Raw genomic sequence first — 12,848 nt, forward strand, 5'->3', positions numbered from 1 at the left:
CGGGGGGCGTCAATCTGGAAGCGGAGTGTTTCGGGCCTTCGCAGGCCAGTTGCCTCGCCACTCGCCTCTAAAGCGAGCGGCCGATGGCGAGGAACTTCTCGCGCCGGGCACGGCGAACCTCTTCGGGCGTCATGAGCTTCAGCCGCCCGAGCGCGTCGTCGATGGCCTCGCCCGCCGCCTCGATGGCCGTGGCCGGCTCGCGGTGGGCACCGCCCACGGGCTCCGAGACAATCCTGTCGATGACGCCGAGGCGCTTGAGGTCCTGGGCGGTCACCTTCATGGCCGTCGCGGCGTCCTTGGCGCGCGCGGAATCGCGCCAGAGAATGGACGAGGCGCCCTCCGGCGAGATGACCGAATAGATCGCGTGCTCCAGCATGAACACCTCGTTGGCCGCCGCGAGCGCGATGGCGCCGCCAGAGCCGCCCTCGCCGATCACCACGGAGACCAGCGGAACGCCGAGCCCCAGGCAGCAGTCGATGGAGCGCGCAATGGCCTCCGCCTGCCCGCGCTCTTCCGCGCCGATCCCCGGATAGGCGCCGGCGGTGTCCACGAAGGAGACGACCGGCAGGGAGAAGCGGTCCGCAAGCTCCATGAGGCGCACCGCCTTGCGGTAGCCCTCAGGCCGCGCCATGCCGAAATTGTGGTCGAGCCGAGACTGGGTGTCGTGCCCCTTCTCCTGGCCGATCACGAGAACGGGCTCGCCCCGGAAACGCGCCGGCCCGCCGAGAATGGCGCGGTCCTCGGCGAATTTCCGGTCGCCGGCGAGTGGCGTGAAGTCCTCGAACAGCGTCCCCGCATAGTCGAGGAAGTGAGGCCGTTCGGGATGGCGCGCCACCAGCGCCTTCTGCCAGGGGGCGAGATTGGCGTAGATCTGCTCCAGGCTGCGCGCGGCCTTGCGTTCCAGCTCGTCGACTTCCTCCTCGATCTCGACGGCATCGCCATCCGCCGCCACCGCCTTCAGCTCGGCGATCTTGCCCTCAAGCTCCGCGATCGGGGCCTCGAAATCGAGAAAAGTCCGCATGGGAAGTCCGGCAACCTCTGAATGGCCTCCGACCGAGCCGGGGCACACAATTTACACAAGCGAGGCGGACAGTGGCGACACCGGCGGTCAATGTCAACTCGCTCGGCGCCTCCGGTCAGCGCGCCCGCGCCAGCGGATGGTTCGACGCTACCACCTCGCGCAACCGCTCCGCCAGAACATGGGTGTAGATCTGCGTGGTGGAGATATCGGCATGGCCGAGCATCTGCTGCACGGCCCTCAAATCCGCCCCGCCGGCCAGGAGATGGCTGGCAAAGGCGTGACGTAACACATGGGGCGACACCCGGGCCGGCGCCAGCCCGGCGCGCGCGGCGAGCGCCTTGAGCTCGCGGGCGGCGAACTGCCGCGTGATATGGCCGTCCGCGCCATGGGAGGGGAACAGCCACGGCCCCTCCTCCCCGCCCGCCTCGCGCATGAGGCGCAAGTGACGGGTCACGGCGTCGCGCGCCGCCCGGCTCAGCGGCACGAGGCGCTCGCGCCCGCCCTTGCCGCGAACGGTCAGCATCCGGTCGTCGGCCCGCACCGTCTGCCGGGTCAGCGAGACAAGCTCGGAAACGCGCAGGCCCGTCGCATAGAGAAGCTCGATGAGGCACATGAGCCGGACCGGCCCCGGCCGGCCGTTGCGCTCCGCCTCGTCCGCCTCCTCGCGCGCAAGTGCCAGCAGGCGGTCGACCTCGCCGACCGTCAGCACCTTGGGCAGGGGCCGGCCGAGGCGCGGGCTGTCGATGACAGTGACGGGATTGTCCGTGCGCACGCCATCCGCATAGAGGAACCCGTGGAACTGCCTGAGGGCCGACAGCCGCCGCGCGGCGGTCGAGGCCGCAAGGCCCTCTGCCTCCAGCGCCGCGAGATAGGCGCGGATATCGTCGCTGCCGGCGGCCTTGAGCGTCAGACCGCGCGCGGCCAGGAAGGCGGCATAGTCGGCAAGGTCGCGCGCATAGGCCTCCAGCGTGTTGCGCGCGATACCGCGCTCGGCGCTCATCATCTCAAGGAAGCTCTCCACGAGGTGGCTGTCGCGCGGGCGTGAGGGGTCCTCACTCGAACAGGCGCTCATTGGGAATCTGCCTGACAATCTCGGTCTGCTCCGGCTGAAGGACGGAGAGCACGTAAAGCGTGCCGTATCCGAGAACAGCCAAGCATGCCAGGATTAACAGAATGCGAAGGCTGTCCGGCATGATATCCCTTGCGCGACGGTGACCGTGGCCCTTGCCATGCGGATTTCTCCGACGGAACCGTTCCGACATACTCTCAAAGGGCCCGTGCGGGCAAGGCCGCCCTCGGCCCGCAGCGAACGGACGCTTTGCGGCGGGGGCCATTGGAGGCTAGAACAGCGCTGACGACAGACGCAACAACGGCCGTTTCGGCGGAACAGGATCCCATGGCGCGGAAGGCGCGGGCAAAAGAGATCGAAGACATCAGGCACTGGCTCGGCGGGCGCTCCATCGTGCTGGTCGGGCTGATGGGCGCGGGCAAGACCACGATAGGCCGCCGGCTGGCCCGCCGGCTGGGCTTGGCCTTCACCGATGCCGACACCGAGATCGAGCTGGCCGCCGGCAAGTCCATTCCGGAAATCTTCGCCGATCACGGCGAGGCCCATTTCCGCGAGGGCGAGCGCAAGGTGATCGCGCGCCTGCTCGACGGCGAGCCGCAGGTTCTCGCCACCGGCGGCGGCGCCTATATGAACGGGCAGACGCGGGCCGTCATCGCCGACAAGGCCGTGTCCGTCTGGCTGCGCGCGGAGAAGGCCCTGCTCATGAAGCGGGTGCGCCGGCGCTCCAACAGGCCGCTTCTGAACACCGACGATCCCGACGCGGTGATGGCGCGGCTGATCGAGGAGCGCTATCCGGTCTATGCCGAGGCCGACGTCACCGTCGACAGCCGCGATGCCCCGCACGAGGCGATCGTGAGCGACGTCGTGCGCGCGCTTGGCGCCCGTGCCCGCGCGAACGCCCCCATGAAGGAGCCGCAACACTCATGAGCCCCACCGACACGATCGGCGCGCGCCCGGCCGACAGCGCCATCACGGTTCCCGTCGCGCTCGGCGCGCGCGCCTACGACATCCATATCGGGCCGGCGCTTCTGGAGCGCGCGGGCACGCTCGTCGCCCCGCTGCTCGACCGTCCGGTCACCGCCATCGTGACCGACGAGACGGTGGCGGACCTGCATCTGGCGCGTCTGGAGCGGGCCCTCGACGAGGCCGGCATCGCAACGACCGCCATCGTCGTGCCGGCGGGCGAGGCGAGCAAGAGCTTCGCGACGCTCGAGACCCTGTGCGACAGGCTCCTGGATGCCGGCATCGAGCGGCGCGACCGCATCGTCGCGCTCGGCGGCGGCGTGATCGGCGACCTGACGGGCTTTGCCGCCGCGATCCTCAGGCGCGGCGTCGACTTCATCCAGATCCCGACCACGCTGCTCGCCCAGGTCGATTCCTCCGTCGGCGGCAAGACCGGCATCAATTCGAGCCGCGGCAAGAACCTGATCGGCGCCTTCCACCAGCCGGTGCTGGTGCTAGCCGATCTCGACCTGCTCGACACCCTGCCCGCGCGCGAGTTCCGCGCCGGCTATGCCGAGGTCGCCAAATACGGTCTGCTGGGCGACCGGGCCTTCTTCGAATGGCTGGAGACGGACAGGGCCGCCCTGTTCGCCGGCGACAAGGCCGCGCGGCGCCATGCGGTGGAGGTGAGCTGCCGGATGAAGGCTGAGATCGTGGAGGAGGACGAGCGCGAGGCGGGCCGGCGCGCGCTCCTCAATCTCGGCCATACATTCGGCCACGCCCTGGAGGCGGCCACCGGCTACGGCAACCGGCTGATCCATGGCGAGGCCGTCGCGCTCGGCACCGCGCAGGCCTTCCGCTATTCGCAACGTCTGGGGCTCTGCCCGCCCGGAACGGCGGAGCGGGTGCGCGACCATCTGGCCGCCGCGGGACTTCCGACCACGCTCGGCGAGGTGCCGGGCGAGTTGCCCGACGCCGCCGCGCTGCTCGAGATCATGCGCCAGGACAAGAAGGCGTCCCGGGGCCGGCTGACGCTGGTGCTTGCCCGCGATATCGGCGAGGCCTTCACGACCGCGGATGTCGACGAACAGGACCTCGCGACCTTTCTCGACGAGGAGGCAACCCTCTCATGACAGTGATGCTTGGCGTCGTGATCGGCGCGATCATCGCGCTCTTGATCATGTCCGCATTCTTTTCAGGCTCCGAGACGGCGCTGACCGCGACGTCGCGGGCCAGCATGCACGAGCTGGAGCGGCGCGGCGACCGGCGCGCGACCATCGTGGAGACGCTGATGCAGCATCGCGAGCGCCTCCTCGGCGCGATCCTGCTCGGCAACAACCTGGTCAACATCCTCGCCTCCGCCATCGCCACCCAGCTCTTCCTGGATCTGTTCGGGTCGGTGGGCGTGGCCTATGCGACCATCGTGATGACCATGCTGGTGCTGGTCTTCTCCGAGGTCCTGCCGAAGACCTACGCGATCATCAATCCGGACCGCGTCGCGCTGGCCGTGGCGCCGCTGATCCGGCTGTTCGTCGCCCTCTTCGCGCCCGTGGTCATGGCGATCGAGTTCATCGTCAAGCAGACGCTGCGGATCGCCGGCGCCGACATCACCAAGGCCCGGAGCATCCTGTCCCCGCACGAGGAGATCCGCGGCGCCATCGACCTCCATCACAAGGAGGGCACGGTGGTGAAGAAGACCCGCGACATGCTCGGCGGCATCCTGGACCTGCGCGAGCTCGAGCTCTCCGACGTCATGGTCCACCGCACCAAGATGCACACGATCGACGCCAGCCGCCCGCCCGCGGAGATCATCGACGACGTGCTCAGGAGCGGCCATTCGCGGGTGCCCGTGTGGAAGGACAATCCCGACAACATCATCGGCATCCTGCACGCCAAGGAGCTGCTCGCCGCCCTCCAGCAGCAGAAGGGCAAGGCCGAGAGCATCGATATCGAGGGCCTGTGCAGCCAGCCCTGGTTCGTGCCCGACACGACGAGCGTGGCCGACCAGCTCAACGCGTTCCTGCGCCGCAAGGCCCATTTCGCCCTGGTCGTCGACGAATATGGCGAGGTGATGGGGCTCGTCACGCTGGAGGACGTGCTGGAGGAAATCGTCGGCGACATCTCCGACGAGCACGATATCGTCGCCAGCGGCATCCGCCCGGAGGCGAGTGGGTCCTATGTGGTCGACGGCGCGGTGCCGATCCGCGATCTCAACCGCTCCATGGACTGGGAGCTGCCGGACGAGGAGGCGACGACCATTGCCGGCCTCGTCATCCACGAGGCGCAGATGATCCCCGATGTCGGGCAGGCCTTCACCTTCCACGGCTTCCGCTTCGAGGTCCTGCGCAAGCGCCGCAACCAGCTCACCGCGCTGCGCATCACGCCGCTGAAGCCGGCGGAGGGCTGAGCGCCTGGAGGGCATTGAGTGACCATGAGTTCGCGAAATGCGCTCTAGCCGCCGCGCGCGAGCCTGACGCGGGCCAGGCGGTAGGCGACGACGAGCCCGACCACGGCCACGGGGACGAAGGCGGCGAACACCCAGAAGCCGGCAAGCCCGGCGGCCTCGACCTCCGCGGCGCCCGAACCGAGGCCGGCCATGTTGGCGACGATGCCGCTGAGCGCCGCGCCGATGGCATAGCCGAGAATCTGCATGGTGGGCGCCGAGGAGGTCGCGCGCTCGCGTTCGCCCTCGCCGACACTCTCCACGATGCGGCGGATGACGAAGGCCCAGCACATGCCGAAGCCGCCGCCGAGCATGAACGCCCAGGGCGCGAGCGCCCAGAGCGGGCCTTCGGGCATGGTGACCGCGAAACCGGCAATGGCGATAACGATCGCGCTGGCGCCCGTGCGGATCAGCACCGGCTCGAGCTTTTCGCCCGCATTGGCGAAGGTAATGGCCGCTACCGTCCAGGCCACCGATTCGATCGCCACCATGAACCCGGCAACCAGCGGGCTTGCCCCATAGAGCGTCTCCATCAGGAGCGGTCCGTAGACGGTGAAGCCGACGGCCGCCGTCGACAGCGCGAGGATCATGACATAGCCCTTGCCCCAGACCGTGCGCGGATCGAGCGCGCGCGGCGGGAACAGCCGCCCCGCGCCCCGGCCATCGAGCCAGAAGGCGCAGGCCAGCAAGGCGAACCCCGCAAGGGCGAGCGCCAGCGCTTCCAGCCCGTCGGGACGCACGCCCGCGAACAGGATCGCCATGATGCCGGTGCTGAGCACCGCGATGCGGCGCCACGGCAGGATGTCGCTTGCGCCGATCGCCGCCTCCTCGCGCCTCAGGATGACCGGGATGGCAAGGGCGAGGACGACCGCCTGCGCCCCGAAGGCCCAGAACGCGCCGCGCCACAGGCCGGCATCGGCGAACAGGCCGCCGATCAGCGGCCCGGCCAGCGCCGAGGCGCCCCAGACGCCGGACACCGCCGCCAGAAGCTGCGGCCAGAGCCTTGCGGGGAAGAGTTGCGTGACCCCCACATGGGAGAGCGCCATCATCCAGCCGCCGCCGAGCCCCTGGAGCATCCGGCCGGCGAGCATCGTTCCCATATCGGGCGCGAGCGCACTCGCCACGCAGCCCGCCGTGTAGATCAGCGCGGCTATCGTCATGGCGCGCCTCAGACCGAGCCGCACAGCGAGCAGCCCGGTCACCGCACCGGCCACGATGGAGCCGAGCTCGTAGAGCGCCACCGCCCAGTAGATGTAGGACAGCCCCCCGATATCGGCGACCGCACTCGGCATGACCGTGGCCGCCAGAAGCGAATCGGCGGCGTGAAGCCAGACGCCGAGGCACAGCACGGCCACGCGCGCCCATCCGCCATCCGACATCGCCGCGGAAAGTCCCATGCGCTGAGCGCCGTCCGTCTGCATGATCCACCTCTTTAAAGCAAAATATCACTTGCTAAAATAGACGGGTTATTTTGGCAAGCGATTTCTTGCTTAATAAATTCCAGGCGTGCTATGACCGTCTCCATGGGCTCCGGCGACAAGCTCCTGTTTCTCTTGAAAACGCGCGGGCGGGCGAATGCAAGCGCGCTGTCGCGCCAGCTTGGCATTTCGCCCCAGGCCGTGCGCGAGCGGCTCGCGCAACTGGAGAATGACGGGCTCGTCGCCCATGAGGACGAGGTTGCGGGCCGCGGCCGCCCGAAGCGGTTCTGGCATCTGGCGGAGAAGGCCGATGCCGCATTCCCCGACACCCACGCCGAGCTCACCGTATCGCTCATCTCCACCATCCATGCGGAACTCGGGCAGGAGGCCCTCGACCGCCTGATCGCCCGGCGCGAGCGCGAAACCGCCGCGCAATATCGCGAGGCCCTCGCCGGGTGCGCCACGCTGGAGGACCGGGTGGCCGCGCTCGCCGGCCTGCGCCAGGCGGAAGGCTACATGGCGGAATGGCAACGCAGCCCGGAGAGGGACGGCAGCTTCCTGCTGGTGGAAAATCACTGCCCGATCTGCGCGGCGGCTCGGGCCTGCCAGGGCTTTTGCCGCGCCGAGCTCGACGTCTTCCGCGACAGTCTCGGCGAGGGGTGCACGGTGGAGCGCGAGGAGCACATCCTCAAGGGCGCCCGCCGCTGCACCTATCGCATCGCCCCGAAACCCGGCCCATGAGGACCGGCGGAGACGATGCTCACGCCGAATCCTCTTCGGGCGCGAGCGCGGTGATGTTAAGCGCGTGGACGGGCCCGGCGAGCTCTTCGGCCAGCACGGAATTGACCAGCCTGTGCCGCTCTACCCGGCGCTTGCCGGAAAAGACGTCGGACACGACTGTCAGGCGGAAATGGCTCTCTCCGCCCTCGCGATAGCCGGAATGGCCGCGATGGCGCTCGGAGTCGTCGACCACCTCCAGGCGGAGCGGCGCAAAGGCTTGCCTTACCTTTGCGGCGATCTGTCGTTTGACGGTGCCGTCGGCCATGGCATCATTCCTTTCGCCGGGGTCGGGAGGCCAGCAATATGCGACCGTCCTCGTCCTGTCCAGATTTGCCGTCACAATCCGTCGACCATCACCTTGCGAGGGGCCGTGGGCGTCCCCATAATCAGCCGGTCATGAAGCTCGATTCAAAGTACTTCGACACGATCAGGATCAAGCCCGACGAGGAGCGCCTCATGCGCGACCGGGTGCCTGAGTGCGACTGGCCGGGATGCTCCCGGCCGGCGCCCTATCCAGCACCCAAGGGACGCAGCCACGAGGGCGAGTACCATCAGTTCTGCCTCGAGCATGTGCGCACCTACAACAAGTCCTACAACTATTTCACCGGCCTGGCCGGCGAGGCCGTGGACCAGTTCCGCGAACAGGCGACGACCGGCCACCGGCCGACCTGGCGCATGGGCACCAATGGCTGGGCCCACATCTCCGGCGGGCGCCGGGAACGGCCGCGCTCGGGCGGCTACCGGCACAGCCGGCCCTTCGAGGACCCCTTCGACCTGTTCGAGGGCGACGACACGACGCAGACGGAGACGGCGCCCCGTCGCGCGGTGCGCAATGCCGAGCGCAAGGCCCTCGATACGCTGGGCCTCGACGAGACGGCCACGGCGGAGTCCGTGCGCGCCCAGTACAAGCGCCTCGTCAAGCGCCACCATCCGGATGCCAATGGCGGGAGCCGGGAGGGCGAGGACCGCCTCATCGAAATTATCCAGGCCTATGATTATCTTAAGTCCGCGGGCTTCTGCTGACCCGAAAAACGGGTCGACGCTTGCCCTCGCGGTCTGATACGCGATACACATCTGGGCGCCGTACACGCTTCACGAGGGCGGCGGAGCGCACCGCGCCAAGGGATCGCCCCAGCTCCTCTTAACGATCCCGGACGGACTGTTCGAGAAAGGTTTCTGATGGACGTCATGGCAAATGGAGAAGGGCCCGGCCTGCCCGATATGAAGGTCTCGGTCCGGCAGGTTTTCGGCATCGAAAGCGACATGGAGGTGCCGGCCTATTCCCAGGATTCGGAGCATGTGCCGGATCTCGACGAGGACTATCTGTTCAACCGCGAGACCACGCTCGCCATCCTCGCCGGCTTCGCCTTCAATCGCCGCGTGATGATCACCGGCTATCACGGCACGGGCAAGTCGACCCATATCGAGCAGGTCGCCGCGCGGCTGAACTGGCCCTGCGTGCGCGTCAATCTCGACAGCCATATCAGCCGGATAGATCTCGTCGGCAAGGACGCGATCGTGCTGCGCGACGGCAAGCAGGTGACCGAATTCCGCGAGGGCATCCTGCCCTGGGCGCTGCAGACCAACACCGCGCTCGTCTTCGACGAGTACGATGCCGGCCGCCCGGACGTGATGTTCGTGATCCAGCGCGTGCTGGAGGTCTCCGGCAAGCTCACCCTGCTCGACCAGAACAAGGTGATCCGCCCGCATCCCGCCTTCCGCCTGTTCGCCACCGCCAACACGGTGGGCCTCGGCGACACCAGCGGCCTCTATCACGGCACCCAGCAGATCAACCAGGGCCAGATGGACCGCTGGAGCATCGTGACGACGCTCAACTACCTGCCGCACGACGAGGAGACCGACATCGTGCTGGCCAAGTGCAAGAGCTTCGACACCGACGAGGGCCGCAAGACCATCTCCAACATGGTCCGCGTCGCCGATCTCACGCGCAAGGCCTTCATGAACGGCGACCTGTCCACCGTGATGAGCCCGCGCACAGTGATCACCTGGGCGCAGAACTCCGAGATCTTCGGCGATCTGGGCTTCGCCTTCCAGGTGACCTTCCTCAACAAGTGCGACGAGCTGGAGCGCGGCCTGGTCGCGGAGTTCTACCAGCGCTGCATGAACCAGGAATTGCCGGAATCGACAGCCCACGTCACCCTGTCGTGAGCCGGCCGGCGACCCGAGAGCAGCGACCCGAGAGCCATGACGAGCGATAGGGAAGGACCAGCGGGTCCGTTCAAGCACGCACTGGCACTGGCGATGCGCTCCATCGCCGGCGAGCCGGAGCTCACCGTGAGCTACGGCGCGGACGCGCCGGGCGTCGCGGGCACGCGCGTGCGCCTGCCGCAGGTCGATCAGGACCTCAACGCGGACTCCGTCGCGGTCACCCGCGGCATGGCGGATTCCTTCGCTCTCAGGCTCGCCAACCATTCCAACGACGTCCACGGCCACTACCGGCCGGAGGGGCGCAATGCCCGCGCCGTTTTCGAGGCGGTGGAGCAGGCCCGCGTCGAGGCCATCGGCTCGCGCGCCATGCCGGGCATGGCCGACAATCTGACCGCCATGCTCGGCGAGCGCTACGAGCGCCAGGGCGCGGCCAATATCAAGAGCCGCGAGGACGCGCCCATCGAGGAGGCCCTCTCGCTGCTGGTGCGCGAGCGGCTGACCGGCGTCAAGCCGCCGGAGAGCGCGCGCCGGCTCGTCGATCTCTGGCGCCCCTGGATCGAGGAGAAGGCCGGTACACAGCTCGACGAACTGGCGGGCGAGTTGAAGGACCAGGCCGCCTTCGCCCGCATGACGCGCGACATCATCGCCGCCCTCGACATGGCCGACGAACTCGGCGAGGACCCCGACGAGACGGAGGACGACCAGCAGGAAGGCTCCGAGCCGGAAGGCTCTGAGGTCGAGGAGCAGGGCGAACAGGGCGAGGCCGGACAGGACGAGACCGCCTCCAGCGAGGAGGTGGACGAGGCTCAAGGAGAGATGGAGGCCAGCGAGGAGCAGGCCACCGAGACGGAGGCCGACGGCGCCGAGGAGGAGATGGAGTCCGAGGAGGCCCCCGACGGCAGCGAGCCCTGGCGGCCCCAGCTTCCCTTCTCCTCCAGCGCCAACGAGCAGTTCTACAAGGTCTTCACCGCCGAATTCGACGAGGAGATCTCCGCGGAAGACCTCTGCGAGGCGGAGGAGCTCGCCCGCCTGCGCAATTATCTCGACAAGCAGCTCAACCATTTGCAGGGCGTCGTCGCGCGGCTCGCCAACCGGCTCCAGCGCCGCCTGCTCGCCAAGCAGAACCGCGCCTGGGACTTCGATCTCGAGGAAGGCATGCTCGATGCCAGCCGGCTGTCGCGGGTGGTGACCGACCCCATGCACCCCCTCTCCTTCAAGATGGAGAAGGACACCAATTTCCGCGACACGGTCGTCACGCTGCTGATCGACAATTCCGGCTCCATGCGCGGCCGGCCGATCACGGTCGCGGCGACCTGCGCCGACATCCTCGCGCGCACGCTGGAGCGCTGCAATGTGAAGGTGGAAATCCTCGGCTTCACGACCCGCGCCTGGAAGGGCGGGCAGTCGCGCGAGAAATGGCTCGCCTCCGGCAAGCCCGCAATGCCCGGCCGGCTCAACGACCTGCGCCACATCGTCTACAAGAACGCCGACACGCCGTGGCGCCGGGCCAGGCGCAGCCTCGGCCTGATGATGCGCGAGGGGCTCCTGAAGGAGAATATCGACGGCGAGGCGCTGATCTGGGCCCATAACCGCCTGCTCGGCCGGTCCGAGCAGCGCCGCATCCTCATGGTCATCTCCGACGGCGCACCGGTCGACGATTCCACCCTGTCGGTCAATGCCGGCAACTATCTGGAACGCCATCTCCGGCAGGTCATCCAGGATATCGAGACCCGCTCGCCCGTCGAGCTCATCGCCATCGGCATCGGCCACGACGTGACGCGCTACTATCGCCGCGCGGTCACCATCGTGGACGCGGAGGAACTCGGCGGTGCCATGACGGAGAAGCTCGCCGAGCTGTTCGACGAGGCGCCGGAGACCCAGCGGGTCCGCCGTCCGCGCGCCTCCGTTCCCGTATTCTAGCCGGACACGCAGGACGTCCCCGCCGCCATGAGACCGGTCCGCGCCCTGGCCTTCCTGGTCCTCTGCCTTCCCCTCGTCTCCAGCGGGCTCGGCGCGGAGGATCTGGGGCCCTCCCCGGTCTCCGTGGAGGCGACGCCGCTCGCCTTCGATCCGGGCGAGGACGAGCGCGAGGCCTTCGGCGCGCTCCTGTGGCGCGGCGGGCTGAAGCTCAGGAGCCGCGATCCCCGATTCGGCGGCTTCTCCGGCCTCGTCGTCTCGCCGGACGGCTCCGGGCTCCTGGCCGTCAGCGATCAGGGCTGGTGGCTCGAGCTCGCGCTCTCCTATGACGGGAAAGGCCGGCTGTCGGGCGCCGGCGATGCCCGCATGGCGACCCTTCTCGACGGTGAGGGCAAGCGCTTCGCCAAGAAGAGCCTGCGCGACGCGGAGACGCTGACCGCGCTCGGTCCGGAGGGGCCTTCGGGGCCCGTCGCGGTCGGGCTGGAGCGCACGGTGCGGCTGCTTCGCTACGATATCGGCCGCTTCGGCCTGGAGGCCCGCGCCGAGCCGATGCCGCTCACCCTGCCGAAGGCGCTCCATGACGGGCCGAACAACAAGGAACTGGAGGCCGTCGCGAGCCTCGGCGGAAACCGGTTCCTCGCGATCAGCGAGGAGAATGTCGACAAGGCCGGCAATATCCGCGCCTGGATCCTCGGCGAGGCCAAGCCCCTCTCCTTCTCCGTGCGCCGTCTCGACGACTTCGCCATCACCGATGTGGCGATGGTCTCGCCCGACAGGTTCCTGACGCTCGAGCGCAGCTTCAGCGCCAGCGAGCGCCGGCTCGAAATGGCCATCCGCCGCTTCCGCATGGACGATGTGGCGGAGGGCGCGGCCGTCGACGGCGAGCTCCTGCTGCGCGCCCGCTGGCCAAGCCGCAGCATCGACAATATGGAAGCCCTCGACGTCCACAGGACGGCAGACGGCGAGACCCGTATCACGCTGATGTCGGACGACAATTACAACGCCCCCCTCCAGCGCACACTGATCCTGCAATTCGCCCTGCCCGGCCAGGCCGACTAGATCGGATCGGATCGGGCCGGACGCCCCCTC

General features: G+C 68.4%; 12 protein-coding genes. 8 read left to right on the forward strand and 4 right to left on the reverse strand.

Features of this window, described 5'->3' with window-relative positions; genetic code table 11:
* Positions 1 to 67 precede the first annotated feature (67 nt).
* Entirely contained in the window at positions 68 to 1,021 is a 954-nt protein-coding gene (locus HW532_RS06740; RefSeq protein WP_213163657.1) for an acetyl-CoA carboxylase carboxyltransferase subunit alpha, read from the reverse strand.
* Positions 1,022 to 1,136: 115 nt separating this feature from the next.
* Positions 1,137 to 2,093 (reverse strand): site-specific tyrosine recombinase XerD, encoded by a 957-nt coding sequence (locus HW532_RS06745; RefSeq protein ID WP_213163658.1) that lies wholly within the window; start codon positions 2,091 to 2,093, stop codon positions 1,137 to 1,139.
* 324 nt (positions 2,094 to 2,417) lie between these two features.
* Here HW532_RS06745 and HW532_RS06750 point away from each other — a divergent pair, with 324 nt between their 5' ends.
* Genes HW532_RS06750 through HW532_RS06760 form a run of 3 tightly spaced genes read left to right on the forward strand, consistent with a single transcriptional unit; the run spans position 2,418 to position 5,439 of the window.
* On the forward strand, positions 2,418 to 3,017 hold the full coding sequence (locus HW532_RS06750; protein ID WP_213163659.1) for a shikimate kinase: 600 nt from the start codon (positions 2,418 to 2,420) through the stop codon (positions 3,015 to 3,017).
* Positions 3,014 to 4,165: a 3-dehydroquinate synthase gene (gene aroB, locus HW532_RS06755; RefSeq protein WP_213163660.1), complete on the forward strand. Its 1,152-nt coding sequence runs from the start codon at positions 3,014 to 3,016 to the stop codon at positions 4,163 to 4,165. The genes HW532_RS06750 and aroB overlap by 4 nt, the downstream gene beginning before the upstream one ends.
* Positions 4,162 to 5,439, forward strand: coding sequence for an HlyC/CorC family transporter (locus tag HW532_RS06760; RefSeq protein ID WP_213163661.1), 1,278 nt, complete (start codon positions 4,162 to 4,164; stop codon positions 5,437 to 5,439). Before aroB ends, HW532_RS06760 begins: the two co-directional genes overlap by 4 nt.
* Before the next feature lie 44 nt (positions 5,440 to 5,483).
* Here the strand turns inward: HW532_RS06760 and HW532_RS06765 are convergent, their stop codons facing one another.
* A complete protein-coding gene (locus tag HW532_RS06765; RefSeq protein WP_213163662.1) occupies positions 5,484 to 6,896 on the reverse strand; it encodes an MFS transporter in 1,413 nt (470 codons plus the stop codon).
* A gap of 90 nt (positions 6,897 to 6,986) precedes the next feature.
* Here HW532_RS06765 and HW532_RS06770 point away from each other — a divergent pair, with 90 nt between their 5' ends.
* On the forward strand, positions 6,987 to 7,634 hold the full coding sequence (locus tag HW532_RS06770) for a helix-turn-helix transcriptional regulator (protein WP_213163663.1): 648 nt from the start codon (positions 6,987 to 6,989) through the stop codon (positions 7,632 to 7,634).
* A gap of 19 nt (positions 7,635 to 7,653) precedes the next feature.
* Here HW532_RS06770 and HW532_RS06775 read toward each other — a convergent pair whose 3' ends face one another.
* Positions 7,654 to 7,938 (reverse strand): BolA family protein, encoded by a 285-nt coding sequence (locus HW532_RS06775; RefSeq protein ID WP_213163664.1) that lies wholly within the window; start codon positions 7,936 to 7,938, stop codon positions 7,654 to 7,656.
* Between the two features lie 131 nt (positions 7,939 to 8,069).
* Here HW532_RS06775 and HW532_RS06780 point away from each other — a divergent pair, with 131 nt between their 5' ends.
* The 4 genes from HW532_RS06780 to HW532_RS06795 all read left to right on the forward strand — a co-directional run bounded on the left by HW532_RS06780 (position 8,070) and on the right by HW532_RS06795 (position 12,818).
* Positions 8,070 to 8,696 (forward strand): J domain-containing protein, encoded by a 627-nt coding sequence (locus HW532_RS06780; protein WP_213163665.1) that lies wholly within the window; start codon positions 8,070 to 8,072, stop codon positions 8,694 to 8,696.
* Between the two features lie 165 nt (positions 8,697 to 8,861).
* A complete protein-coding gene (gene cobS, locus HW532_RS06785) occupies positions 8,862 to 9,842 on the forward strand; it encodes a cobaltochelatase subunit CobS (RefSeq protein ID WP_425491949.1) in 981 nt (326 codons plus the stop codon).
* A gap of 36 nt (positions 9,843 to 9,878) precedes the next feature.
* Entirely contained in the window at positions 9,879 to 11,762 is a 1,884-nt protein-coding gene (gene cobT, locus HW532_RS06790; protein ID WP_213163667.1) for a cobaltochelatase subunit CobT, read from the forward strand.
* A 27-nt stretch (positions 11,763 to 11,789) separates the two neighbouring features.
* A complete protein-coding gene (locus tag HW532_RS06795) occupies positions 11,790 to 12,818 on the forward strand; it encodes an esterase-like activity of phytase family protein (RefSeq protein WP_213163668.1) in 1,029 nt (342 codons plus the stop codon).
* Positions 12,819 to 12,848: the final 30 nt, after the last annotated feature.

Source organism: Kaustia mangrovi (assembly GCF_015482775.1).
Classification (GTDB): domain Bacteria; phylum Pseudomonadota; class Alphaproteobacteria; order Rhizobiales; family Im1; genus Kaustia; species Kaustia mangrovi.

Coding starts and splice junctions, on each gene's coding strand:
- HW532_RS06740 (WP_213163657.1), bottom strand. CDS start 1,021: ATGCGGACTTTTCTCGATTTCGAGGCCCCGATCGCGGAGCTTGAGGGC.
- HW532_RS06745 (WP_213163658.1), bottom strand. CDS start 2,093: ATGAGCGCCTGTTCGAGTGAGGACCCCTCACGCCCGCGCGACAGCCAC.
- HW532_RS06750 (WP_213163659.1), top strand. CDS start 2,418: ATGGCGCGGAAGGCGCGGGCAAAAGAGATCGAAGACATCAGGCACTGG.
- aroB (WP_213163660.1), top strand. CDS start 3,014: ATGAGCCCCACCGACACGATCGGCGCGCGCCCGGCCGACAGCGCCATC.
- HW532_RS06760 (WP_213163661.1), top strand. CDS start 4,162: ATGACAGTGATGCTTGGCGTCGTGATCGGCGCGATCATCGCGCTCTTG.
- HW532_RS06765 (WP_213163662.1), bottom strand. CDS start 6,896: ATGCAGACGGACGGCGCTCAGCGCATGGGACTTTCCGCGGCGATGTCG.
- HW532_RS06770 (WP_213163663.1), top strand. CDS start 6,987: ATGACCGTCTCCATGGGCTCCGGCGACAAGCTCCTGTTTCTCTTGAAA.
- HW532_RS06775 (WP_213163664.1), bottom strand. CDS start 7,938: ATGGCCGACGGCACCGTCAAACGACAGATCGCCGCAAAGGTAAGGCAA.
- HW532_RS06780 (WP_213163665.1), top strand. CDS start 8,070: ATGAAGCTCGATTCAAAGTACTTCGACACGATCAGGATCAAGCCCGAC.
- cobS (WP_425491949.1), top strand. CDS start 8,862: ATGGCAAATGGAGAAGGGCCCGGCCTGCCCGATATGAAGGTCTCGGTC.
- cobT (WP_213163667.1), top strand. CDS start 9,879: ATGACGAGCGATAGGGAAGGACCAGCGGGTCCGTTCAAGCACGCACTG.
- HW532_RS06795 (WP_213163668.1), top strand. CDS start 11,790: ATGAGACCGGTCCGCGCCCTGGCCTTCCTGGTCCTCTGCCTTCCCCTC.